Raw genomic sequence first — 23,572 nt, 5'->3', positions numbered from 1 at the left:
GCACGGTGGGACACATCGCGGCCAAGCCGTCGGCGCAGCAGCGTCGTTGCTGGTGGGTGCTGCCCGGACGCGCACGCCGCGGCACTGACGCACGCACGATCTGGAGGGGGATCACATGTCTGTTTCCGTGGAGTCGGCCGGGTCGGCCACCACGTCCGCCGGGGCGGTGGGGGAGGCGCCGGACGCGGGGACCGAGGAGGCGGTGGAAGAGGGGGCCGAGCAGGCGCTGCGGCCGCACGCCGAGGACGCCTTCGCCGCCGAACTCGCCGCGCTGGCCGAGCAGGACGACCGGCCGCGCCCGGCCCGCTGGCTGCTCTCGCCCTGGGCCGTGGCGACGTATCTGCTGGGCGGCACGCTGCCCGACGGCACCGTGATCACACCGAAGTACGTGGGACCGCGCCGCATCGTCGAGGTCGCCGTCACGACGCTCGCCACCGACCGCGCCCTGCTGCTCCTCGGCGTCCCCGGCACCGCCAAGACCTGGGTGTCCGAGCACCTGGCCGCGGCGGTCAGCGGCGACTCGACGCTGCTGGTGCAGGGCACGGCGGGCACGCCGGAGGAGGCCATCCGGTACGGCTGGAACTACGCGCGGCTGCTCGCGCACGGCCCGAGCCGGGCGGCGCTGGTGCCGAGCCCGGTGATGCGGGCCATGGCCGACGGCATGACGGCCCGCGTCGAGGAGCTGACCCGCATCCCCGCGGACGTACAGGACTCGCTGATCACGATCCTGTCCGAGAAGACCCTGCCGATACCGGAACTGGGCGAGGAGGTGCAGGCCGTCCGCGGCTTCAACCTGATCGCCACCGCCAACGACCGCGACCGCGGCGTGAACGACCTCTCCAGTGCGCTGCGCCGCCGCTTCAACACCGTCGTCCTGCCGCTGCCCGAGAGCGCCGATGCCGAGGTCGACATCGTCTCGCGCCGCGTCGACCAGATCGGCCGTTCCCTCGACCTGCCGACCGGCCCGGACGGAATCGACGAGATCCGCCGCGTCGTCACGGTCTTCCGCGAGCTGCGCGACGGCGTCACCACGGACGGGCGTACGAAGCTGAAGTCCCCCAGCGGGACGCTGTCCACGGCCGAGGCGATCTCCGTGGTCACCAGCGGCCTCGCCCTCGCCGCGCACTTCGGTGACGGCGTGCTGCGCCCCGGCGACGTCGCCGCGGGCATCCTCGGCGCCGTCGTGCGGGACCCCGCCGCCGACCGCGTGATCTGGCAGGAGTATCTGGAAGCGGTCGTGCGCGAGCGCGACGGGTGGAAGGACTTCTACCGCGCCTGCCGCGAGGTCAGCGCATGACCGCCACCGAGGAGCGCACGGCGGCCGGGGGCGGTGCCGCCGCGCGGGAAGCCGGTGCGGGCGGGCCGCTGCTGCTCGGCGTGCGGCACCACGGGCCGGGTTCCGCGCGGGCCGTGCGGAGCGCGCTCGACGCGGCCGCGCCGCGGGTGGTGCTGATCGAGGGGCCACCGGAGGCCGACGGCCTCGTGGCGCTGGCCGCCGAGGCCGACATGCGCCCGCCGGTCGCGCTGCTCGCCCACATCGTGGACGAGCCGGGCCGGTCGGCGTTCTGGCCGCTGGCCGAGTTCTCCCCGGAGTGGGTGGCGATCCAGTGGGCGGTACGGCGGGGGGTGCCGGTGCGGTTCATGGATCTGCCGGCTGCGCATTCGCTGGCGCGGGGCGAGGGGGACGAGGCGCGGGACGGGGGCGGCTCCGGCGGCGAGGGGGGCGCCCAGGATTCGGCTCCTGGTTCGGCTCCGGCTCCGGACGAGGCTCCGGCTCCGGATGTGGACTCGGCCGACGGCCTTGAGGGAGCGGACGGTTCCGGGAACGGCGACGGGGGCGCCGCGGGCGAGACGCTGAGGGTCGACCCGTTGGCGGTGCTCGCCGAGACCGCCGGGTACGACGACCCGGAGCGCTGGTGGGAGGACGTGATCGAGCACCGTGCGGGCGGCGGTGACGCGTTCGCGCCGTTCGAGGCGCTCGGCGAGGCCATGGGGGCGCTGCGTGAGACGTACGACAGCGGCGGGCACGACCGGGACCTGCTGCGCGAGGCGTACATGCGGCTCCAGGTGCGGGCGGCACAGCGGGAGTTCGGGACCGGGCACGTCGCCGTGGTCTGCGGGGCCTGGCATGTGCCCGCCCTGCGCCGGAAGACGTCCGTGGTCGCCGACCGGGCGCTGCTCAAGGGGCTGCCCAAGGTCAAGGTCGACATGACGTGGGTGCCGTGGACGCACCGGCGGCTGTCGCGGCACAGCGGGTACGGGGCGGGCATCGACTCGCCCGGCTGGTACGGGCACCTGTTCAGCGCGCTCGACCGGCCCGTCGAGCGCTGGCTGACCAAGGTCGCGGGGCTGCTCAGGGACGAGGACCGCCTGGTGTCGTCCGCGCACGTCATCGAGGCGGTGCGGCTGGCCGAGACGCTCGCCGTGATGCGGGGGCGGCCGCTGCCCGGGCTCACCGAGACGATGGACGCCGTGCGGGCCGTGATGTGCGAGGGCTCGGACGTGCCGCTCGCGCTCGTGCACGACCGTCTTGTGGTCGGCGATGTCCTCGGCGAGGTGCCGGACGCGGCGCCCGCCGTGCCGCTCCAGCGGGATCTCACCCGGCTCCAGCGCAAGCTTCGGCTCAAGCCGGAGGCGCTGGAACGGGAGCTGGAACTCGACCTCCGCAAGGACACCGACGCCGCTCGCAGCCGCCTGCTGCACCGGCTGCGGCTGCTCGGCGTCGGCTGGGGCGAGCCGGTCGAGTCGCGCGGGAGCACGGGCACGTTCCGGGAGAGCTGGCGGTTGCGGTGGGAGCCCGAGCTGTCGGTGCGGGTCGCCGAGGCGGGGGTGTGGGGCACCACGGTGGTGGGCGCCGCGACCGCCAAGGCCGAGGCGGACGCGGTCGGCGCGGGGGCGTTGGCCGAGGTGACGGCGCTGGCCGAGCAGTGCCTGCTGGCCGAGTTGCCGGAGGCGTTGCCCGTGGTGATGCGGGTGCTTGCCGACCGGGCCGCGCTCGACGCCGACGTCGGGCATCTGGCCCAGGCGCTGCCTGCGTTGGTGCGGTCGCTGCGGTACGGGGATGTTCGGGGGACGGACACCGGGGCCCTGGGGGAGGTGGCTCTTGGGCTCGCAGAGCGTGTGTTCGTGGGGTTGCCGCCTGCATGTGTGGGGCTCGACGCGGAGGCGGCGGGGGCCATGCGGGGGCATGTGGATGCGGTTCACCTGGCGGTGGGGCTCTTGGGGGAGCTTGCTGGCGGGGGCGCCTCGGGCGGGGGCGGTGCCCCGGGTGCCCCGGTCGGGCCGGGTGGGCCGGGTGAGCCGGGGCCGGAGTTGGACGAGGCGGTGCCCGGCACCGTGGGCGCAGCGGGAGCGGCTGGGGCGGCGGGCGCGCCAGGTTCGGAGGGAACCGCCGGTGTGGCAGGGGCCGTTGGGGTTCGGGCGCGGTGGCAGCGGGTTCTGCGGGGGCTTGTGGGGGGTGCGCGGGTTGCCGGGGGTGTTCGGGGGCGGTGTGCTCGGCTGTTGATGGATGACGGGGTGCTCGCGGAGGGGGAGGCCGCTCGGTTTGTGGGGCTTGCGCTGTCGCCTGGTACCGAGCCGGGTGAGGCCGCCGCTTGGATCGAGGGGTTCCTTGGGGGCGGCGCCGGGGGCGGGCTGCTGCTCGTGCACGACGAGCGGTTGCTCGGGTTGGTCGACCAGTGGCTGACGGGGGTTTCGGCGGACGCCTTCGTCGACGTACTGCCGCTGCTGCGGCGCACGTTCGGCGCGTACGAAACGGGTGTGCGTCGGAGTCTGGGCGAGCTGGTGCGTCGGGGGCCGGGGCAGTCCGGTGCGGCGGTGCCCCCGGCCGAGGGTGTGTCCGGCTTCGGGGCCGAGCTGGATCCGGGGCGTGCGGACGCGGTGCTTCCGGTGGTGGGGCTGTTGTTGGGGCTCGGGGATGGGCCGGAGAGGCCGGGAAGAGGTGGTGCGGGGCGAGGCGGTGCTGTGGATGGCGGTGGAGGGCCGCCCGGCGTTGTGGAGGGTGACGGGTTGCGTGGGAGCTCGCTGGCGGGGGTGGCGTGATGGGGGACGTAGGCATGGGTGAGGTGGACGGCGTGGGGAGCGTGGACGTGGACCGTGAGGGGGGCGTGGACATGGATGGTGGTGGGGGCGTGGACGTGGCGGGGGCCGCGGGGGAGCGGTTGCGGCGGTGGCGGTTGGTGCTCGGTGGGGGCGGGGCCGATGGGACCGGGTGTCAGTTGGGCGGGCGGGACGCGGCGATGGACGGGGCGTTGGGGGCGCTCTACGGGGGTGGGGGGAAGAAGGAGCGGGGGGAAGGGCGTTCGGCCGGGCTCGGGGCTTCGGCGCCTGCCGTCGCGCGGTGGCTCGGGGACATCAGGACGTACTTCCCCTCGTCCGTCGTGCAGGTCATGCAGCGTGACGCCATCGACCGGCTCGGCCTGTCCGCGCTGCTCCTGGAGCCCGAGATGCTGGCGGCCGTCGAGGCGGACGTCCATCTGGTCGGCACGCTGCTCTCGTTGAACAAGGCGATGCCCGAGACCACGAAGGAGACCGCGCGGGCCGTCGTACGGAAGGTGGTCGACGACCTGGAGAAGAAGCTCGCCTCCCGCACCCGCGCCACCCTCACCGGCGCGCTCGACCGCAGCGCCCGCGTCAGCAGGCCGCGCCACCACGACATCGACTGGAACCGCACCATCGCGGCGAACCTCAAGAACTACCTGCCCGAGTACCGGACGGTGGTCCTCGAGCGGCTCATCGGGTACGGGCGGGCCGCGCAGTCGGTGAAGAAGGACGTCATCCTCTGCATCGACCAGTCCGGTTCGATGGCGGCGTCCGTCGTGTACGCCTCCGTGTTCGGGGCGGTGCTCGCCTCGATGCGGTCCATCAGCACCAGGCTCGTCGTGTTCGACACGAACATCGTGGACCTGACGGACCAGTTGGACGACCCCGTGGACGTGCTGTTCGGTACGCAGCTCGGCGGTGGTACGGACATCAACAGGGCGCTCGCGTACTGCCAGGCGCAGATCACCCGGCCCGCGGAGACCGTCGTCGTCCTCATCTCCGACCTCTACGAAGGCGGTATCCGCAACGAGATGCTGAAGCGGGTCGCGGCGATGAAGGCGTCCGGCGTGCAGTTCGTGACGCTGCTCGCGCTGTCCGACGAAGGGGCGCCCGCGTACGACCGCGACCACGCGGCGGCGCTCGCCGCGCTGGACGCGCCCGCGTTCGCCTGCACGCCCGACCTCTTCCCGGACGTGATGGCGGCGGCGATCGAGAAGCGGCCGCTGCCCATACCGGACATGCATACGCATCGGTAACAGGGGACTTGCGCGACGGCCGCACCCTCGTGCGAGTATCGACGCCCCGCCCACGCGGAGCGAGTGGTTCCGCGTGCTGCGCGCCCGTCCCTCCGGGCCGCTGGGGGTTGCTTCGCAGGCCTCTTGGCAGGCTTCTCACGGAAGGTCGTTCCCGCCTTGGTTTCCGCAGTCGTTCGGTCCGGTACGGCGGTGCGCCTCGTGCGCGCGGTCGTCGGGCGGCGCGCGCTGCGGGTGCTGGTGCTGCTCGCCGGGTTCGTCGTCATCGGCCTCGTGTGCGGGGAGCGGGCGCGGGCGGCGGAAGGCGGCGACGCGGTGGACGCGGTGCGGGGGGTGGCTCGGCCCGTGGTGGAGCCCGCGGTACCTCCCGTACGGGAGGTCGCCGACGAGGCGGCGCGGGGTGCGCACGAGGCACCGTCCACGGCCTTGCCTGAGCCGGGGCGGGCGTTGCCCGCGCGGAGCGCGACGCTCTCGGAGCCGCGTCGGGTGCTGCCCGAGCGTGAGCGCGTGGCGCCCGAGGCCCGGCGCGTGGTGGCGGAGCCGCGGCGGCTGTTGTCCGACGCGGGGCGGTTGGTGCCGAAGGCCAAGAGCTTGGTGGCCGAGCCGCAGCGCGTGCTGCCCGAGGTGTTGCTGCCGGGGGCCGGAGGTGGCGCCGGGCGTGACGGCGATGGCGGCGGGACCGGGGCAACAGGGCCCGGAGGATCCGGCGTTGACGACGGACACCGGGGGCGCGGCGCCGAGCGTCCGCGCCACGACGGTCGTGGCGGTCCTGGCGGCCGGGACAGCGGTGACGAGGACCGGGGCGATGCGGCGTACGGGCCGCGTCTCGACTCCTCGTACCCCTATGGCAGTTGGACCCCGGCGAGCGGCGATCGCTTCGGTGACCGTCGTGGCGACGAGGCGCGGGACGGCGGCGGGGCCGCGTTCGGCGAGCACGGGAACGGTGGGCCGGAGAGGGCTCCGTTGCCCGGGCGGCCCGGTGGTTGTGCGAGCGGTCAGTCGGCGGGTGACGGGAGCGCGCAGCGTCACGCCGATCCGGGTGCCGTCGGCTCCGGTGGCCGTGGTGGGGTCCGCCTCGTGGCCGGGCCCCGGGTGGCGGCCGATGCCGCGCCGGTGCGCGAGAGACACCGGGACATCCTCGAATTCCCTGGCTAGGGCGGCCCGTTCCCCGCTCGACCCGCCGCGCGGGGGCGGCACGGGTCTGCCCGCCGGTCGCAGGGCCGGTTCCACAGCCAGCACGAATCCGAAGGATCAGACGTACGCATGAACAAGAACATTCGCCGTTCCATTGTCATAGCCGCCGGTGTCACCGGTGCGTGGGCGCTCGGCTCGGCCGTCGCCAGCGCGGACGAACTGCCCGCGCACTCTGTCGCCGTGCCCGACCAGGCGGCGGACGCCGCCGCCGACGCCAAGGGTGAGGTCGACGACGTCCAGAAGGGCGTCCAGGACGTCCAGAAGAAGGCCCCCGTCGTGCGGGACGTCCATGGCACCGTGACCGACGCGCAGGACAAGGTGTCCGGCGTGCGCGGCACGGTCTCGGGCGTGCAGGACAAGGTGTCCGGCGTGCGCGGCACCGTCTCCGGCGTGGACGATCAGGTCGACATTTCAGGTGTCTCCGGTGTCTCCGGTGCCTCCGATGTCTCCGGTGCCTCCGGCCTGCGGGACAAGGTCCGGGACACCGTCCAGGACAAGGCCGATGTCCAGGGCAAGGTCGCCGACGTCGCGCAGGGCAAGGTCGCCGACGTCGACCCCCAGCGCGTCGGGGAGATCGACTACCTCTTCGGCCCCCTCTCCGCCTTCGCCCCTCAGCTCGACGGCATCGGCGCCCCCCAGCTCGACAGCATCGACGCCGCCCACGCCGTCGACGGCACGGTCGGCACCGTCGACGCGGGCGGCACCGCCCGAGGCGCCCAGGACCTCGCCGCGGCCACCCTCACCACCGCGGGCCCGACCGTCGACGGCGCCTCCGACTCCGTGCTGCCCCCGGTCGCGGGGACGGCCGTCGACGGCGTGGTCCCGGTCGCGCTGGGCGCCGTCGGGGACGTGAGCTACCTGGCGCAGGGCGTGCTCGGCGACGTGCAGCCGTTCGTGGGCGGCGTCGTCGCGGACGTGCCGCCGTTCGCGCAGGCGGTCGTGGCGGACGACGTGCAGCCGTTCGCCGGTGGTGTGGTCGGGTCGGTGCAGCCGCTCGTGGAGTCGGTGACCGAGCAGGTCAGCCCGGTCGTGGGCGGTGTCGGCGGCAGCGCGGACGGCCTCGTGCGGGGTGCCGTGGGCGAGGTGAGCCCGTTCGCGGGCGGGGTGGTCGCCGACGTGCAGCCGTTCGCCGAGGACCTGACCGGCACGGTCGGCGCCGACGCGGGGTCGCTCGCGGGGAACGCCGTCACCGGCGCGCGGGACGTGACGGGCGTGGTCACCCCGGACTACCTGCCGGGCGGCGGCGCGACGGGCCTGCCGGTGTACGACGCGGCGTACCAGTCGACGTACAACGGCTGACCCCGGCCGCCCGTACGACGGCCGCCGCGCAGCCGCGCACCGGCCGACCGGCGTACAGCGGCTGATCACCCCCGCCTACGGCGGCCGCCACTGCTGACACGCACGGCGGCCGCCACTGCTGACACGCACGGCGGCCGCCACTGCTGACACGCACGGCGGCCGTCACTGCTGACACGCACGGCGGCCGCCACTGCTGACACGCACGGCGGCCGCCACTGCTGACACGCACGGCGGCCGCCACTGCTGACACGCACGGCGGCCGCCACTGCTGACACGCACGGCGGCCGCCACCGCCGACACGCACAGCGGCTGATCACAACCGCAAACGCCACGAACCGGGGCCCGCGCACCCCTCGCGACCCGAGCCGCGCGCCCGCCCCCAGGCCCCGGCACGCCCGGAGACGGCGCGTGCCGGGGCCACCCGACACGCCCGGCGTCCGCGATCTGTGACAGTCATCACCGCGCAAATGTGATCTGCGATTTAGGGACGCACGGCCCGCGGCGATAACCTGCGAGACGGACATGCCGCGTACCGGACTTTCGGCTACGCCTCCCTTGTGACAGCGCAGTCACGTTGCCCTTCGCGGCACGCCCACGCAGAGCACGCAGAGACTGAAGCCGCTGCACGGCGGCGCGAGATCACTGAAAAGGGACGGACGCGCGTGGACCTGTTCGAGTACCAGGCGAGGGACCTCTTCGCCAAGCACGGTGTACCGGTGCTGGCCGGTGAAGTCATCGACACGCCTGAGGCGGCGCGCGAGGCCACCGAGCGGCTTGGCGGCAAGTCGGTAGTGAAGGCGCAGGTGAAGGTCGGTGGCCGCGGCAAGGCCGGCGGCGTGAAGCTGGCCGCCTCCGCGGACGAGGCCGTCGCTCGCGCGACGGACATCCTCGGGATGGACATCAAGGGCCACACGGTCCACAAGGTGATGATCGCCGAGCTGTCCCCGGAGATCGAGGCGGAGTACTACGTCTCGTACCTCCTCGACCGCACCAACCGCACCTTCCTCGCCATGGCGTCGGTGCAGGGCGGCATGGACATCGAGGAGGTCGCGGAGAAGACCCCCGAGGCCCTCGCGAAGGTCCCGGTCAACGCCGTCGAGGGCGTGAACATCGAGAAGGCCCGCGAGATCGTGGCCCAGGCGAAGTTCCCGGCCGACGTGGCCGAGGGTGTCGCCGAGGCCATGGTGACCCTGTGGGACACCTTCGTCGCCGAGGACGCGCTCCTCGTCGAGGTGAACCCGCTGGTGAAGACCAAGGACGGCCGCATCCTGGCCCTGGACGGCAAGGTCTCGCTCGACGAGAACGCCGACTTCCGCCAGCCCGACCACGAGGCTCTCGAGGACAAGGACGCAGCCAACCCGCTCGAGGCTGCCGCCAAGGCCAAGAACCTCAACTACGTCAAGCTCGACGGCGAGGTCGGCATCATCGGTAACGGTGCCGGTCTGGTCATGTCGACCCTGGACGTCGTCGCGTACGCCGGTGAGAACCACGGCGACGTGAAGCCCGCCAACTTCCTCGACATCGGTGGCGGCGCCTCCGCCGAGGTGATGGCGAACGGCCTGGAGATCATCCTCGGCGACCCGGACGTCAAGTCCGTCTTCGTCAACGTCTTCGGCGGCATCACCGCCTGCGACGAGGTCGCCAACGGCATCGTGCAGGCCCTGGAGCTCCTCAAGTCCAAGGGCGAAGAGGTCACCAAGCCGCTGGTCGTGCGCCTCGACGGCAACAACGCGGAGCTGGGTCGCAAGATCCTCAGCGACGCCAACCACCCGCTGGTCCAGCGCGTGGACACCATGGACGGCGCGGCCGACAAGGCCGCCGAGCTCGCTGCGGCTGCGAAGTAAGGGACGAGGGACTCAGACCACCATGGCTATCTTCCTCAACAAGGACAGCAAGGTCATCGTCCAGGGCATGACCGGTGCCACGGGCATGAAGCACACCAAGCTCATGCTGGGTGACGGCACCGACATCGTCGGCGGCGTGAACCCGCGCAAGGCGGGCACGAAGGTCGACTTCGACGGCACCGAGGTTCCGGTCTTCGGCACCGTCAAGGAGGCCATGGAGGCGACGGGCGCCAACGTCTCCGTCCTCTTCGTGCCCCCGGCCTTCTCCAAGGCCGCCGTCGTCGAGGCGATCGACGCCGAGATTCCGCTCGCGGTCGTCATCACCGAGGGCATCGCGGTCCACGACTCCGCCGCCTTCTGGGCGTACGCGAAGTCGAAGGGCAACAAGACCCGCATCATCGGCCCGAACTGCCCGGGTCTGATCACGCCGGGTCAGTCGAACGCGGGCATCATCCCGGGCGACATCACCAAGCCGGGCCGCATCGGCCTGGTGTCGAAGTCCGGCACGCTGACCTACCAGATGATGTACGAGCTCCGTGACATCGGCTTCTCGTCGGCCGTCGGCATCGGTGGCGACCCGGTCATCGGTACGACGCACATCGACGCCCTGGAGGCGTTCGAGGCTGACCCCGACACCGACCTGATCGTCATGATCGGTGAGATCGGCGGCGACGCCGAGGAGCGCGCGGCGGACTACATCAAGGCCAACGTGACGAAGCCGGTCGTCGGGTACGTCGCGGGCTTCACCGCGCCCGAGGGCAAGACGATGGGGCACGCCGGCGCCATCGTCTCCGGGTCCTCCGGTACGGCTGCCGCCAAGAAGGAGGCCCTTGAGGCCGCCGGTGTGAAGGTCGGCAAGACGCCGACCGAGACGGCGAAGCTGGCGCGGGCGATTCTCGCCGGCTGAGCTTCCGCTCGCTGAAAGCGGGCCCGCACCCCTTGCCCGGGGTGCGGGCCCGCTTCCGTTGCCCGGGGCGCCGGGGTGCTCTCCGCCGGGTCGGGAGCCGCCCTGCGGCACGACTGCCCGCAGCGAGTGGGGGGGGAGCTACTCGGCCTTCGGCAGGAGGCGGGCCGGGCCTCTTGTTTCCTCCTTGCGGAGCTTTTCGCGGAGCACTTCGTCCTCGTACGAGAGGGGGCCGGGGCCCATTCTCGGGGGGACGCCGCTGATGGCCCGGCCGGGGGACTGCGGGGGTTCGTAGCGGGTGGGGGCCGTGCGGACGGTGAGGGCTGTGGCGCCGATGATCAGGGCCGTGAAGGCGATGGCCGCGCGGGTCCAGAGGCGGGCCCGGCGCTCGCTGCCGATGCGGACGCGGGCGGGGCGTGGCACCGGCAGGCGTTCGGTGCTGCCGAGCGCGGCGAGGTGCTGGTGCAGTACCTCGGGTGGTTCGTCGGCGGCGCGCAGGCGCTCGGCGACGGCCTCGCGGGCGTGCAGCAGGCGGCTCGCGGCGGCCGGTGTGCTGGCCTCCGTCTCGGCTGCGGTCTCGGGCAGGCCGAGGCCGACGCCGTCGTAGAGGAGGAGCGTGCGGCGCTGTGCCGGCGGCAGGTGCAGGAGTGCGCCGAGCAGGGCGCGGTGGGTCTCGTCGGCGGGCGGTACGTCGGGCTTGCGGTGGGCCGGGCGGAAGCGGTGCCACGGGGACAGCGCGTACTCGTGGGCCGCCGCCCGCACCCAGCCCGCCGGGTCGCGGTCCACGGCCACCTCGGGCCAGCGTTGCCAGGCCAGTTGGAAGGCGCGTTCCACGGCCTCGCGGGCCAGTGCGCGGCGGCCGGTGAGGGCGTACGTCTGCCGTACGAGGGCGGGGGCGGTGCGGGCGCAGAGGGCGTCGAAGGCGGCTTCGGCGGTCGGGGGCCCGTCGGGTGAGGTGGCCGCCGTCGCCGCCTGGGCCGCGGCCTCGGCCTGGGCCTCGGTCAGCTCCCGGGCCGCCGCCCGCTCCTCCGCCCGCGCCTCGGCCTCCGCCTGGACCTGCGCCAGGGTCGGCGTGCTCGGCCGGTCCCGCGCCTCGGGCTTCTCCCCGACCTGCGCCTCGGCCTCGCCTTCGACCTGCGCTTCGGCCTCCCCTTCGACCTGCGCCTCGGCCTCCCCCTCGACCTGCGCCGACGCCCCGACCTCCGCCGCCACCTCCGCCGAGGCCCCCGCCCCCGCCCCCGCGCCTTGCCCCATCGTCAGCTCCTCCAACAGCCGCGCATAGGCCACCCGCCGCTGCCCCCGTGGGTGCGTGCGGCCCGTTTCCCAGGCGCGGACGGTCTCGCGGCTGACGCCGATCTCCGCGGCGACCTCGGCCTGGCTCAGGGACTTCGCCTCGCGGAGCCTGCGGCGTTCCTTGGGGGGAGGCAGTGGGACGGCAGGGCGCTGGGAGGACATGGCTAGCCGATCCGTCGCACGAAAAAGTACATAAACGTATCTTGAGCGACACATCCGGCATTCGCCCGTTACCCGATGAAAGCGCGTGTCGTTGGGAGCATGGCCGCGTGACCCACATGACCGACTCTGGTTCTTTCACGCTCTACCGGAAGCAGGCGGCCCCCGGCCTCGGCACCTGCGTCCTCGGCGGCGCGATCGCCGCGGGGCTCGGGCTCGGCGCGTTCGCGGTCCTGGTGATGGGCCTGTGGATCAGCTCGCCGTACCCGGACAGCGGGCCGGGCGGGGCGCTGCACGTGGCGGCCGCGCTGTGGCTCCTCGCGCACGGCACGGAACTGGTCCGCACCGAGACGCTGTCCGGCGTCCCCGCGCCGGTGGGCGTCACCCCGCTGCTGCTCCTGGCCCTGCCCGCCTGGCTGGTGCACCGCGCGGCGCGCGACGCGGCGGATCCGGAGGAGCGGGCGCTGGGCGTACGCACCGCGTGGGCGGGCGTGGTCGGCGGCTACCTGCTGGTGGCGACGGCCGCGGCCGCCTACGCGGCGGGCGGTGAGCTGCGCCCCTCCTGGCCGAGCGCGGCGGCGCACGTGCCGCTGCTCGCGGTGGCGGCGGCCGGGTTCGGCGTGTGGACGGCGCACGGACGGCCGTCGGGCCCGCTGCCGGACGCGGTGCGGCGCGCGGCGGACGCGCTGCCGGTGCCCGGTGCGGTCCGCCGTCTTTTCGTACGCGGCCTCTTCGTGCGCGAACGCGTGCTCGGCGCGGGCCGCGCGGCCGTCGCGGGGACGGCGGTCCTGGTCGGCGGGGGAGCGCTGCTCGTCGGGGTCGCGGTGGTGCTGCACGGCGGCCCGGTGCGGGAGTCGTTCCTGTCGGTGACCACGGTGTGGTCGGGACGGTTCGCGGTCCTCCTGCTGGCCCTCGCGCTGGTGCCGAACGCGGCGGTGTGGGGCGCCGCGTACGGGCTCGGGCCCGGATTCGTCCTGGGTACGGGGACGGTCGTGGCGCCGCTCGACGCGGCCGCCGCCCCGCTGCTGCCCCCGTTCCCGCTGCTCGCGGCCGTGCCCGAGGCCGGTCCGGGATCGCCGCTCACCTGGGCGGTGGGGGCGGTGCCGGTGGCGGCCGGGTGCGCGCTCGGGTGGTTCGTGGCACGGGCGGCGACGGCCGGGGAGTCCGCCTGGTCGGCGGGGCGGACGGCGGCGGGGGCCGGGACGGCGGCCCTGCTGTGCGGCGTCCTCTGTGCGGGGCTCGCGGGGCTGGCCGGGGGGCCGATGGGGGTCGGGGTGCTGGCCGAGTTCGGGCCGGTGTGGTGGCTGACGGGTCTTGCGGCGGTGGCGTGGACGGGGTTGCTGGGGGTGCCGGTGGGGCTGGGGGTGCGGTGGTGGCGGCTGCGCGCGCGGTCGCGGGCGGGGGCGCCCGGTGCGGCGGAGCGGGTGGGGGCGCCCGGTGCGGCGGAGCGGGTGGGGAAGAGGGCGCGGGGGAGCGGGCGTCGGGCTGGGTGGTGGCGCGGGCTCGGGCTCGGGGTCGGCGGGCGCGGGCTCGGGCGGAGGAAGGCCGAGGGCGTGGCGCCCGGCGGTGCGGCCGAGGTGACGGCGGCCCGCACCGAGGCGGTCACGGGGACCGAGACGGTGGCCGCTCCCGCAGCCGTGACCGCCGCCGAACCGGCCCCCGGCATCGACACCACGGCCCCCGACACCGCCCCGCCGACCACCCTCAGCGCCCCGACCACCTCCAGCGCCCCGACCACCCCCAGCACCCTCCCCTCACCACCCCCACCGCCCACGACACCCCCACTCCCCACCTTCGAGCCCTACGACTTCCTCCCCGACCGAGGCCGGTACCGCGACCCGGACCGGGACCGGTACCGCGCCCCGGACCCGGACCCGGACCGGGACCGGGACCGGGCCCCGGACCGGGAATCGAGCCTCGACCCGGACCGGGAATCGGACCAAGACCCGGACCGGGAATCGGGCCGCGACACCTAGCCGCGAACCCCCGCACCGACGTTGATCAGCACTCCGGAATTCGTGTACGATCTTGACGTAACTTCGGTGCACAGCACGGGAGTCGCGCGTCTGTGGTCCAAGGAAAGACGCCCATCATCCGATGGGAAATGTAGGTGCAAGGCCTGCCGGGCGCTCCAGTGAAGAAGGTCCCCTCACTCCACGAGTGAGGGGACCTTCGCCGTTTCCGCGGTCAGAGGGAAGCAGGGGCCGACAGAGGAGAACGGCCCTCCCACGAACGCGTGGGAGGGCCGTCCGGAAAACCGCGGAGCGCCTCAGTCGCGATCCGTCAGCAGCGGCCGCAGCTCCTTCGGCAACAGGTCCTCACAGTTCTGCTGCGCCTGGTTCGTCAGCGCGTCGTCACGGCAGGTGTAGTAGTCCCGGTAGATGAGCTGCGCGGCGAACGTCGCGAGCACCATGGCCAGCGCCAGCGAAGCCGTCACCAGACCACTGATCGCTGCCGTGGTCTGCGGCCGCCCGCCGGCGCCCCGGGTCCGGGCCCCGTTGGCCCCGCCGTTCCCCCCGGCCCCGCCCGCGGCCCCGGCCGGGGCGGTCGGCGCCGGAGCCGTCGGGTCCATCGGCCTCGGCTTGGCGCGCAGGGCGCTGATGGCCCAGTGCAGACCCAGCGCGCCGAGCAGCAGCGCGACGTACCGCCAGCCGAAGAGCGCGAAGAAGAACGCCCACATGCCGGACAGGAGGGCGTAGCGGGCGCGGCGCTGGGCCGGGTCCGTCGGGTCCCAGCGCATGCCGCCGCCCTGCCCGCCGGAGCCAGGACCGGAACCCTCGGGGCCCTGGCCGCCGCCGGGCCGCTCGCCGAAGCCGCCGTCGGACGACCGCCCGGGCTGCCGGTCGCTCCACTGGCTGCCCCACGGCGAGTCACCGTTGCCGGAGCCGTCGGAACCGCCGGAGCCGTCGCCGCCCGCGGGCCGCCGCGGCTGCCACGGCTGCTCGGGCGTGCCCTCGGGCGGCGGCGCGAACGGATTGTCCTCGGCGGACCCGCCGGAGCCCCCGGACGTACCGGAAGCGGACCCGCCGGAGCCCCCGGACGTACCGGAACCGGAAGACCCGCCGGACGCACCGGAATCGCCGGACCCGTCCGACCCCCGGGGCGGAGACGAAGGCCGCCCCCCGTCCCGCAGCAGTGTCGACCCGTCCCGCCCCCCGCGTGTCGAGCCGGACGCGACATCCGCGAAGGACGGGCCGTACGCGAAGGACGGTGGGAGGCGGAGGCTGCGGTCCGGCATCAGGTGTGCGTCTTCCCCTTGGTAGAGCCCGGCCCCTGGGTAGAGCTCGGCTGGTGGAACCCGGTGGCTCGGCGGCGCCGGGCAACTCGGCGATGGAGCTTGGCTACTGGCTGTTCGGGCGTCTGCCCCCACAGACGCTACCTTCCGGCCGCGCCCCCGTCCCGTGAGGGGCCGTCCGGTGTGCCGGTATCGTTGCTGACGGTCGGCCGCTTCGTAGGGTTCCCCGTATCGGGGAGTACGAAGCCTTCGTACGACCGTACAAAGAGCACTCCCGAGAAAGGGCCCCGTCGTGGCCAAGGCCAAGCGCCTCGTCGTGCTGGTCTCCGGATCAGGTACGAATCTGCAGGCACTGCTCGACGCCGTCGCGGAGCACGGGGCGGACGCCTACGGCGCCGAGGTCGTGGCCGTCGGCGCCGACCGGACCGGCATCGTGGGCCTGGACCGCGCCGAGCGCGCGGGCCTGCCGACGTTCGTGTGCCGGGTGAAGGACTACGCGAGCCGCGCCGAGTGGGACCGGGCGCTGGCCGAGGCCATCGCCGCGTACGAGCCCGACCTGGTCGTGTCGGCCGGGTTCATGAAGATCGTCGGGAAGGAATTCCTGGCCCGGTTCGGCGGACGCACGGTGAACACGCACCCTGCCCTGCTGCCCAGTTTCCCGGGGGCCCACGGCGTGCGCGACGCGCTCGCGTACGGCGCGAAGGTCACCGGCTGCACCGTCCACTTCGTCGACGACGGCGTCGACACCGGCCCGATCATCGCGCAGGGCGTGGTGACGGTCAGGGCCGAGGACGACGAGAGCGCGCTGCACGAGCGCATCAAGGAAGTCGAGCGAGGACTGCTCGTCGAAGTCGTGGGGCGTCTCGCGCGCGACGGCTTCTCGATCGAGGGACGAAAGGTAGTTATCCCGTGACCGCCGAAGGTACGGCCACCACCGCCGAAGGTACGCAGCGCCCCATCAAGCGCGCGCTCATCAGCGTCTACGACAAGACCGGTCTCGAGGACCTCGCGCGCGGGCTCCACGAGTCGGGCGTGGAACTGGTGTCGACCGGGTCCACCGCCGGGCGGATCGCCGCCGCCGGTGTGCCGGTCACCAAGGTCGAGGAGCTGACCGGCTTCCCCGAGTGCCTGGACGGCCGGGTCAAGACGCTGCACCCGCGCGTGCACGCCGGGATCCTCGCCGACCTGCGCCTGGAGACCCACCGCAAGCAGCTCGAAGAGCTCGACGTCGAGCCGTTCGGCCTGGTCGTCGTGAACCTCTACCCGTTCCGCGAGACCGTCGCGTCGGGCGCGAGCTACGACGAGTGCGTCGAGCAGATCGACATCGGCGGCCCCTCGATGGTCCGCGCCGCCGCCAAGAACCACCCGTCGGTCGCGGTCGTCACCAGCCCGTCCCGGTACGCCGACGTGCTCGCCGCCGTCCGCGCGGGCGGCTTCGGCTTCGAGGACCGCAGGGCGCTGGCCGCCGAGGCGTTCCAGCACACCGCCGCGTACGACGTCGCCGTCGCGAACTGGTTCCTGGAGAGCGAGCAGTCCGGCAAGGACGGCTTCCCCGCGTTCGTCGGCGCCGCCTTCGACCTGAAGAACCAGCTCCGCTACGGCGAGAACCCGCACCAGGGCGCCGCGCTCTACACCGACGGCCGCGGTGGCCTGGCCGAGGCCGTGCAGCTGCACGGCAAGGAGATGTCGTACAACAACTACACGGACACGGACGCCGCCCGCCGTGCCGCGTACGACCACGACGACCCGTGCGTGGCGATCATCAAGCACGCCAACCCGTGCGGGATCGCCATCGGCGGGAACGTCGCCGAGGCGCACCGCAAGGCGCACGCCTGCGACCCGCTGTCCGCGTTCGGCGGCGTCATCGCCGTGAACCGGCCGGTGACGCGGGAGCTGGCCGAGCAGGTCGCCGACATCTTCACCGAGGTCATCGTCGCGCCCGACTACGAGGACGGCGCGCTCGAAGCCCTCACCAAGAAGAAGAACATCCGCGTCCTGCGCGCCCCGCAGGCGCCGTCCGCGCCCGTCGAGGTCAAGCCGATCGACGGCGGCGCGCTGCTCCAGGTCACCGACCGGCTCCAGGCCGACGGCGACCACCCCGCCAACTGGACCCTCGCCACCGGCGACGCCCTCTCCCCGGGCGAGCTGGCCGAACTCGTCTTCGCCTGGCGGGCCTGCCGCGCCGTGAAGTCCAACGCGATCCTCCTCGCCAAGGACGGCGCCTCCGTCGGCGTCGGCATGGGCCAGGTCAACCGCGTCGACTCCGCGAAGCTCGCCGTGGAACGCGCGGGCGAGGAGCGCGCCCGCGGCGCCTTCGCGGCGTCCGACGCTTTCTTCCCCTTCCCGGACGGCCTCGAAGTCCTCACCAACGCCGGCGTCAAGGCCGTCGTCCAGCCCGGCGGCTCGGTCCGCGACGAACTGGTCGTGGAGGCGGCGAAGAAGGCGGGCGTGACGATGTACTTCACGGGCACGCGGCACTTCTTCCACTGAGCTGTCGGTACGCGACTGAGCGGCCGGTACGCGACGGCGGCCGCACCCCGCGCCGGGGTGCGGCCGCCGTGCCGTGTGCGCTCAGCACTTACCGACGCTGGAGATCCGGTTGTCCCAGGAGCGGTCGTCGTCGGCGAGGTCCTTCGACAGGTCCTTGAAGTAGTGGCCCGCGCCGACGCGCAGCTTCAGGCCGCCCTGGTCCTTGAGCTGGTACGCGCACATCGTCGTCGCGGTGTTGTTCTTCACCGAGCTGGCCCTGTTGTCCAGGCTGGACTTGATGTTGTACGACCCCGCGTAGAAGCACTCCTTGATGCCGCCCCAGTAGTTGAAGGTGGTGTGCTGGTAGACGCAGAACTTGTCCGCCCGGGCACCGGCGTCCCGAGCACTGCCGCCCGCCCCCTGCGCGGCCGACGGAACGGCCACCGCCACGGTGAGCGCCGCCCCGACGGCCGCCGCGGAGACCATGAGCGTACGGATCCTGGTCATGCGTTTCCCCCTTCTCGCGCCACCCGCTCTTCGGTACGCCCCCGTTGGCCGCACCGAGGTGGTGTGGAGTGGTGCCACCGTCGCAGCGGTGGTCGGCTCCCGGTACCTCGTACGTCCTAGGGCCGGCGCCGGAGCGCAGGTCAGCAGCGCGGGGACCAGGTGTGCGAGCGGGGGCGCAGGGGGACGGGGAAGTTCTTCCTGGCGCCGACCTCCACGCAGTCGAGACGGTCCTTGAGGTGGGCGCGGCCGTAGAAGATGACGTCGACGTACTTCTCGCCCATCGAGGTGTCCCGGCCGTGGTTGAAGACCGACCGGGCCGCCTCGTCGTCCGCCCAGCCGCACCAGGCCTCGCCGCCCTGCCAGTGCGAGTCGTCGCCGACCCAGGCGCACAGGTCGCCCGCGCCGTCCCTCCCGGTGAAGAAGCAGACGGCGCCCAGGGGGCAGCGGTCGTAGCCGGAGCGGCCGTCGGCCCCGGGGATGCGGGAGACGTCCCGGCTGTCGCCGACGAGGGTCGGGCTGGACGTGGGCCGCTTCCTGGCGGCGTCCGGCCCGGGGCCGTCGTCGGCGAGGGTGGTCCAGGCGATGCCGACGCCGAGGGCGAGGAGGGCCGCCGTCGCACCCGCGACGAGCCGTGCGCGGCCCCGTCTCCGGAACCGGGGCCGTCCCCGTACCGCGCGGCGGGACAGGCCCCGCCGCTCCGGCGGCGCCCCCGCCGCCACGGCCGTCACCCTCCGCAGCAGGAGCGACGCGTCGTACCGGGCCCGTTCCGCGTGCGTACGGGACAGGCAGTCCGTGACGATGTCCCGCCACGCCGCCGGGAGCCGGGGCGACAGGCGCAGCTCGTCGGTGCCACGGGCGTAGCGGACGACGGCGTCCCTGCGGGCCGACGGGGTGCCGCCCGGCCAGGGGAACGTGCCCGTGAGGGTGTGGTGGGCGAGGACGCCGAAGGCCCAGATGTCGGCGGTCGGACGGATCCGCGCGCCGCGTTCGCCGACCTCGCCCCACAGGAGTTCCGGCGGGGTGTAGTCGACGGTGGCGAAGGCGGGCGCGTAGGCGTGGGTGCCGTCCAGCTCCGCGGCCGTGCTGAAGTCGGCGAGGCGCGCCGAACCGTCCCGCATCAGCAGTACGTTGGCGGGCTTCAGGTCGCCGTGCACCCAGCCCGCGGCGTGCAGCTGGCCGAGGCCTTCGCAGACCTGGGCGAGGATCGCGGGTCCGGCGGGCGGCGCGGGCCCGGAGCCGGTGAGCCGGTCCAGGGACGTCTCGGCCCGCTCCAGTACGAGGACGGTGGCGCCGTCGAGCGCGGGCAGCGCCGGGTCGTCCACGGTGAGCGTCTCGTACAGCCGGATCAGGCGTGGCCTGTCGCGCAGGCGGCGCAGCAACTCCAGTTCGCGCTCGGCCAGTTCGCGCAGGTGGGCGAGTTGGCGCGGGGTGCGGGTCCCGGTGGGCAGGAACTTCAGGGCGGCCGTGCGGGGCAGGCCCGAGCCGTCGTCGGCGGGGCCGGGGCGGCGGGCCGCGTAGACGCTGCCGAAGGCGCCCGTGCCGAGCGGCTCGCGGACGGTCCAGCGCCCCACGCGGTAGTCGCGTGCCACCTCGACCACGTACGGGGCGTCGTCCCGCGCGCTCACCGGGCCCCCGCCGCCCCGGCCAGGATGCCCAGGTCGTCCTCGCGCACCAGGTCGAAGCGCAGGGCGAGGGAGACCAGGGACTCCTTCTTGCCGTTGAGGCGGGGGCCCGGGGCGGCGGGCCCTGGGCCGGTCGGCCGGAGGCGCAGCTTGATGGCGAGGTAGTCGATGTTCCACTGCACCGCCGCCCGGTTCGCCGTCGGCCAGATCGGTGCCAGCCGGGCCGTGAGCTGGTCGACGGTGGGGGCGGGGGCGTGCGGGGCGCCGCGGAGGCGGGGCTCGCAGAGGGCGGCCAGGACGGCGAAGTAGCGCTTGGTCGGGTCCAGGCCGAAGGCGGGGCGGGTGGTGGCGCCGTCGGCCCGGGGGCCCGCGCTCGCGTAGTCGTGCCGCGGTGCCCAGACGTCGAAGTGCAGCAGCTCGCCCGCGGCGGGCAGCACGACGCGGGCGAACTCGAACGGCACCGGCGCGTCCAGGCGCCCCGGGGCGACCTTGATGTGCTCGCCCGCGCCCTCCGGGTTCTCCACGGCGTACGTCTGGTGCGCGCTGAGGTTGCTCAGCACCCAGAACGCGCCCTGCGCGGTGATCTCACCGGCGGCGCGCGACACCCCCTCGTGCGCGAGGACCAGGTCGTTGCTCCCGGCCCGCCGCCCGAACCGCAGCCGCTCCCCGGGCGCGAGCCGCAGTTGCTCCCCGTGCCCGGCCCCGGGCACCACGATCACGCTGTACACGGACATGACGCGTCCTTCCCCCGATGTCCCCCGTGCTTCCCCGCCGCACAGGGTAGGGAGAACACGCCCCGGGGATAAGGCGGCGGGCCGCAACTCCCGTGAAGAATCAGGGAGGTGCGGCCCGCGGGGCCGTGCGGCGGGGTGCCGTGCGCCGGGTGGGCCGGATGGGGCGTGGGTCAGCCCTTGACGGCGGCCCGGACCCGGCTGACGGCTCGGCCTCGGGTGACGGTTCAGCCCTTGATGACGACGGTGCCGCAGACCTTGTCGGCGAAGGTCTGCTTCTTGTCGTCCCACAGCGGCCACAGCCAGCCGAGGTAGATCGGCAGGGAGTCCAGGAAGTGGGCGAGCCTGCGGACGAACGCCATGCCGACGCCGACCGGCCGCCCGTCCAGCTCGCGCAGCAGCCGGATGCCGACGGCCTTCTTGCCGATGGTCTGGCCGGTCCTGCCCTCCTGGATCAGCTGGTAGATCGCGAAGGCGATGATGGCGAGGACGCCGACGAGGATGAGGACGACTCCGGCGCCGCCCCTGCCCACGGCGACACCGATGCCGATGATGAGGTACACGAGGCCGAAGACCAGGCCGTCGATGAGCAGCGCGCCCGCGCGCAGACCCCAGTGCGCCAGCTCCGGGCGGGGCGCGTACCCGGCCGGGTCGTAGCCGTAGCCCGGCTGCTGCTGCGGGTAGCCGCCGTACGGGGCCTGGCCGGGACCGGGCTGCGGGTAGGGCGCGTAGCCCTGGCCCGGATAGCCGCCCTGCTGCGGCGGTACGCCTTGCGGGGGCTGCTGCGGGTAGCCGTAACCGGGCCCCTGGCCCGGCTGGGGCTGCTGGGGCGGGTGCCCGTAGGGGTTGCTCATGGTGGGGATTCCTCCGTCGGGGAGCTGCGTGCGGGGACGGCGCGGCACGCGCGGAGGAACGTTCACAGATGCGTCGGTCCCCCCGACTCCGGCCGCGGCACTGTGGCCCACATGCTTCTGCAGCGCCGTCGTGTTTGTCCAGCCAGCTCACGGAACGTTGTGCGAGTGCAACCGCGGGGGTGGCGGGCGGGCGTCCGGGTGCCCCCGGATTGGTACCCGGGCGGGCTCATCCGCGAGGATGGGGGCATGACCGCCCAGATTCTCGATGGCAAGGCCACCGCAGCAGCGATCAAGTCCGAACTGACCGCCCGCGTGGCGGCCCTGAAGGAAAAGGGCGTCACGCCCGGCCTCGGCACCGTCCTGGTCGGTGACGACCCGGGCAGCCAGAAGTACGTGGCGGGCAAGCACCGCGACTGCGCACAGGTCGGCATCGCCTCCATCCAGCGCGAACTGCCCGCGACCGCCTCGCAGGAGGAGATCGAGGCCGTCGTGCGCGAGCTGAACGACGACCCGGCGTGCACCGGCTACATCGTGCAACTGCCGCTGCCCAAGGGCATCGACGAGAACCGCATCCTGGAGCTGATGGACCCGGCCAAGGACGCCGACGGACTGCACCCCACCAACCTGGGCCGCCTCGTCCTCAACGAGCCCGCGCCGCTGCCCTGCACCCCGTACGGGATCATCCGCCTGCTCCGCCGGCACAACGTGGAGATCAAGGGCGCGGAGGTCGTGGTCGTCGGCCGCGGCGTGACCATCGGCCGGCCGATGCCGCTGCTGCTCACCCGCAAGTCGGAGAACGCCACCGTCACGCAGTGCCACACCGGCACCCGTGACCTCTCCTCCCACCTGAAGCGCGCCGACATCATCGTGGCGGCGGCCGGGGTGCCGCACCTGATCAAGGCCGAGGACGTGAAGCCCGGCGCCGCCGTGCTCGACGTCGGCGTCTCGCGCGACGGCAACGGCAAGATCGTCGGCGATGTCGAGCCGGCCGTCGCCGAGGTCGCCGGGTGGATCTCGCCCAACCCGGGCGGCGTCGGCCCGATGACCCGCGCCCAGCTCCTCGTCAACGTCGTCGAGGCCGCGGAACGTGCCGCCGCCGAGGGCTGACCTGTTGAAGGGTGACCCCATGAACGTAGAGGCGAAGGACGGGTCCACGGACCCGTCCCGGGGTGCGGCCACGGACCCGGAGCCGGACACGTCCGCCGAGTCCGGCGCGGCGGTCGCCGCCGAGGCGCCGGGTGCTCCCGAGGCGTCTCCCGAGGCGTCCGGCGATCCCGACGCCCACGGCCAGCCCACCGCCAAGGGTGCCGTCAGCGCCCCCGGGCCCGACGGTGAGCCCCGCAAGGTCTCGCGGCGGTTCCCGCTGTTCACCCGGGACACCGCGCGGCCCGAGGGCGGGGGGCGTGCGGCGTCGGGGGACGCGCCTGCCCCGGCGCGGCAGTGGCCGCTGCTCAGTGTGGTGTCGCTGGTCGGGCTCGGGCTGCTCCTGACCGCCTTCGACGTGTTCCGCGTCGGCACGATACTGATCGGGCTCGCGCTGCTCGTGGGGGCCGTGATGCGCTGGTGGCTGCCGGGCGTCGGCATGCTGGCGGTGCGCTCACGGTTCACGGACATGGTGACGTACGGGAGTCTCGGCCTGGCGATCGTGCTGCTCTCGATGATGGCGCAGCCGAACCCGTGGCTGGAGATCCCGTTCCTCGACGACACGCTGCACTTCACGATCAGCAGCTAGCCGTCGGACAGCGCTTGTCGGCACACGCCAACGGCCCGTACTCGCCAGGAGAGTACGGGCCGTTGGCCGTGGGGGCAGGGGGTGTTGCGATCGGCTGCGGGCCCGTTCCTTCGTGCGCCCCCGCACGAAGCCGCATACCTCAGTGGTCTGTAGTTGTCCTGCCGTGTACCGCCGTGCACTGCTGCCTGGTGCTGTATTCGGGGCGCAGGCCCGGTCCCCCGTGCAAACCCCCGTTTGCAGGCCCGCGCCCCCTTCCCCCGGCGCGCCGTTTCAAGGCGGCGCGGGTGGTGGTGCTGGGCAAGAACCTACGCGGGACGGGGAGGGGCCGTCGTCCTGTGCCGGGTTGACGTTCGCGTACGACGCCGGTCGTAGACGATCGACGTCTACAACTTCCGCGGTACGGCGAACGATGGACGTATACCGCCAAGTATGCGG

General features: G+C 73.8%; 18 protein-coding genes. 12 read left to right on the top strand and 6 right to left on the bottom strand.

Annotated elements, in window-relative coordinates:
• The first annotated feature begins 115 nt into the window (after window positions 1-115).
• The 7 genes from IE274_RS21885 to sucD all read left to right on the top strand — a co-directional run bounded on the left by IE274_RS21885 (window position 116) and on the right by sucD (window position 10,538).
• A complete protein-coding gene (locus IE274_RS21885) occupies window positions 116-1,297 on the top strand; it encodes an ATP-binding protein (protein WP_229909721.1) in 1,182 nt (393 codons plus the stop codon).
• A complete protein-coding gene (locus tag IE274_RS21880; RefSeq protein ID WP_229909720.1) occupies window positions 1,294-4,041 on the top strand; it encodes a DUF5682 family protein in 2,748 nt (915 codons plus the stop codon). The genes IE274_RS21885 and IE274_RS21880 overlap by 4 nt, the downstream gene beginning before the upstream one ends.
• 71 nt (window positions 4,042-4,112) lie before the next feature.
• On the top strand, window positions 4,113-5,297 hold the full coding sequence (locus tag IE274_RS21875) for a VWA domain-containing protein (protein WP_190117801.1): 1,185 nt from the start codon (window positions 4,113-4,115) through the stop codon (window positions 5,295-5,297).
• 156 nt (window positions 5,298-5,453) lie between these two features.
• Complete coding sequence (locus tag IE274_RS21870; protein ID WP_190117561.1) at window positions 5,454-6,449, top strand: hypothetical protein; 996 nt, start codon at window positions 5,454-5,456, stop codon at window positions 6,447-6,449.
• A gap of 108 nt (window positions 6,450-6,557) precedes the next feature.
• Window positions 6,558-7,787, top strand: coding sequence for a hypothetical protein (locus IE274_RS21865; protein WP_190117560.1), 1,230 nt, complete (start codon window positions 6,558-6,560; stop codon window positions 7,785-7,787).
• 662 nt (window positions 7,788-8,449) lie between these two features.
• Window positions 8,450-9,631, top strand: a complete 1,182-nt coding sequence (sucC, locus tag IE274_RS21860) for an ADP-forming succinate--CoA ligase subunit beta (protein ID WP_190117559.1) — start codon at window positions 8,450-8,452, stop codon at window positions 9,629-9,631.
• A 22-nt stretch (window positions 9,632-9,653) separates the two neighbouring features.
• On the top strand, window positions 9,654-10,538 hold the full coding sequence (sucD, locus tag IE274_RS21855) for a succinate--CoA ligase subunit alpha (protein WP_190117558.1): 885 nt from the start codon (window positions 9,654-9,656) through the stop codon (window positions 10,536-10,538).
• A gap of 138 nt (window positions 10,539-10,676) precedes the next feature.
• Here the strand turns inward: sucD and IE274_RS21850 are convergent, their stop codons facing one another.
• A complete protein-coding gene (locus tag IE274_RS21850) occupies window positions 10,677-11,990 on the bottom strand; it encodes a helix-turn-helix domain-containing protein (RefSeq protein WP_229909719.1) in 1,314 nt (437 codons plus the stop codon).
• Window positions 11,991-12,106: 116 nt separating this feature from the next.
• Here IE274_RS21850 and IE274_RS21845 point away from each other — a divergent pair, with 116 nt between their 5' ends.
• The gene (locus IE274_RS21845; RefSeq protein WP_229909741.1) at window positions 12,107-13,963 is read left to right on the top strand and encodes a cell division protein PerM; all 1,857 of its coding nucleotides are present in this window, start codon (window positions 12,107-12,109) and stop codon (window positions 13,961-13,963) included.
• A 293-nt stretch (window positions 13,964-14,256) separates the two neighbouring features.
• Here the strand turns inward: IE274_RS21845 and IE274_RS21840 are convergent, their stop codons facing one another.
• A complete protein-coding gene (locus IE274_RS21840) occupies window positions 14,257-15,225 on the bottom strand; it encodes a hypothetical protein (protein WP_190117555.1) in 969 nt (322 codons plus the stop codon).
• A gap of 289 nt (window positions 15,226-15,514) precedes the next feature.
• Here IE274_RS21840 and purN point away from each other — a divergent pair, with 289 nt between their 5' ends.
• The gene (gene purN / locus IE274_RS21835) at window positions 15,515-16,135 is read left to right on the top strand and encodes a phosphoribosylglycinamide formyltransferase (RefSeq protein WP_190117554.1); all 621 of its coding nucleotides are present in this window, start codon (window positions 15,515-15,517) and stop codon (window positions 16,133-16,135) included.
• The gene (purH, locus tag IE274_RS21830; protein ID WP_190117553.1) at window positions 16,132-17,712 is read left to right on the top strand and encodes a bifunctional phosphoribosylaminoimidazolecarboxamide formyltransferase/IMP cyclohydrolase; all 1,581 of its coding nucleotides are present in this window, start codon (window positions 16,132-16,134) and stop codon (window positions 17,710-17,712) included. The genes purN and purH overlap by 4 nt, the downstream gene beginning before the upstream one ends.
• Window positions 17,713-17,793: 81 nt before the next feature.
• On the opposite strand, the gene IE274_RS21825 is transcribed toward purH, so the two are convergent.
• The 4 genes from IE274_RS21825 to IE274_RS21815 all read right to left on the bottom strand — a co-directional run bounded on the left by IE274_RS21825 (window position 17,794) and on the right by IE274_RS21815 (window position 21,405).
• The gene (locus IE274_RS21825; protein ID WP_190117552.1) at window positions 17,794-18,198 is read right to left on the bottom strand and encodes a peptidase inhibitor family I36 protein; all 405 of its coding nucleotides are present in this window, start codon (window positions 18,196-18,198) and stop codon (window positions 17,794-17,796) included.
• A gap of 140 nt (window positions 18,199-18,338) precedes the next feature.
• A complete protein-coding gene (locus tag IE274_RS21820; protein ID WP_229909718.1) occupies window positions 18,339-19,823 on the bottom strand; it encodes a protein kinase domain-containing protein in 1,485 nt (494 codons plus the stop codon).
• Window positions 19,820-20,548, bottom strand: coding sequence for an FHA domain-containing protein (locus IE274_RS39580; protein WP_372447084.1), 729 nt, complete (start codon window positions 20,546-20,548; stop codon window positions 19,820-19,822). Before IE274_RS39580 ends, IE274_RS21820 begins: the two co-directional genes overlap by 4 nt.
• A gap of 230 nt (window positions 20,549-20,778) precedes the next feature.
• Entirely contained in the window at window positions 20,779-21,405 is a 627-nt protein-coding gene (locus tag IE274_RS21815; RefSeq protein WP_190117551.1) for an RDD family protein, read from the bottom strand.
• 246 nt (window positions 21,406-21,651) lie between these two features.
• Here IE274_RS21815 and IE274_RS21810 point away from each other — a divergent pair, with 246 nt between their 5' ends.
• Both IE274_RS21810 and IE274_RS21805 read left to right on the top strand, forming a co-directional pair.
• A complete protein-coding gene (locus IE274_RS21810) occupies window positions 21,652-22,512 on the top strand; it encodes a bifunctional methylenetetrahydrofolate dehydrogenase/methenyltetrahydrofolate cyclohydrolase (protein WP_190117550.1) in 861 nt (286 codons plus the stop codon).
• A gap of 19 nt (window positions 22,513-22,531) precedes the next feature.
• Window positions 22,532-23,137: a DUF3017 domain-containing protein gene (locus tag IE274_RS21805; RefSeq protein WP_229909716.1), complete on the top strand. Its 606-nt coding sequence runs from the start codon at window positions 22,532-22,534 to the stop codon at window positions 23,135-23,137.
• The last annotated feature ends 435 nt before the right edge of the window (window positions 23,138-23,572 follow it).

It is taken from the genome of Streptomyces flavofungini (assembly GCF_014650815.1).
GTDB classification, from domain to species: Bacteria; Actinomycetota; Actinomycetes; order Streptomycetales; family Streptomycetaceae; genus Streptomyces; species Streptomyces flavofungini.
The sequence above is the reverse complement of the archived record's forward strand: the minus strand, read 5'-3'. Positions and strand labels throughout refer to the sequence as shown.

What these genes read in the sequence shown, in the direction of transcription:
- IE274_RS21885 (WP_229909721.1), top strand. Translation starts at nt 116, where the DNA reads ATGTCTGTTTCCGTGGAGTCGGCCGGGTCGGCCACCACGTCCGCCGGG.
- IE274_RS21880 (WP_229909720.1), top strand. Translation starts at nt 1,294, where the DNA reads ATGACCGCCACCGAGGAGCGCACGGCGGCCGGGGGCGGTGCCGCCGCG.
- IE274_RS21875 (WP_190117801.1), top strand. Translation starts at nt 4,113, where the DNA reads ATGGATGGTGGTGGGGGCGTGGACGTGGCGGGGGCCGCGGGGGAGCGG.
- IE274_RS21865 (WP_190117560.1), top strand. Translation starts at nt 6,558, where the DNA reads ATGAACAAGAACATTCGCCGTTCCATTGTCATAGCCGCCGGTGTCACC.
- sucD (WP_190117558.1), top strand. Translation starts at nt 9,654, where the DNA reads ATGGCTATCTTCCTCAACAAGGACAGCAAGGTCATCGTCCAGGGCATG.
- IE274_RS21850 (WP_229909719.1), bottom strand. Translation starts at nt 11,990, where the DNA reads ATGTCCTCCCAGCGCCCTGCCGTCCCACTGCCTCCCCCCAAGGAACGC.
- IE274_RS21845 (WP_229909741.1), top strand. Translation starts at nt 12,107, where the DNA reads ATGACCGACTCTGGTTCTTTCACGCTCTACCGGAAGCAGGCGGCCCCC.
- IE274_RS21840 (WP_190117555.1), bottom strand. Translation starts at nt 15,225, where the DNA reads ATGCCGGACCGCAGCCTCCGCCTCCCACCGTCCTTCGCGTACGGCCCG.
- IE274_RS21825 (WP_190117552.1), bottom strand. Translation starts at nt 18,198, where the DNA reads ATGACCAGGATCCGTACGCTCATGGTCTCCGCGGCGGCCGTCGGGGCG.
- IE274_RS21815 (WP_190117551.1), bottom strand. Translation starts at nt 21,405, where the DNA reads ATGAGCAACCCCTACGGGCACCCGCCCCAGCAGCCCCAGCCGGGCCAG.
- IE274_RS21810 (WP_190117550.1), top strand. Translation starts at nt 21,652, where the DNA reads ATGACCGCCCAGATTCTCGATGGCAAGGCCACCGCAGCAGCGATCAAG.
- IE274_RS21805 (WP_229909716.1), top strand. Translation starts at nt 22,532, where the DNA reads ATGAACGTAGAGGCGAAGGACGGGTCCACGGACCCGTCCCGGGGTGCG.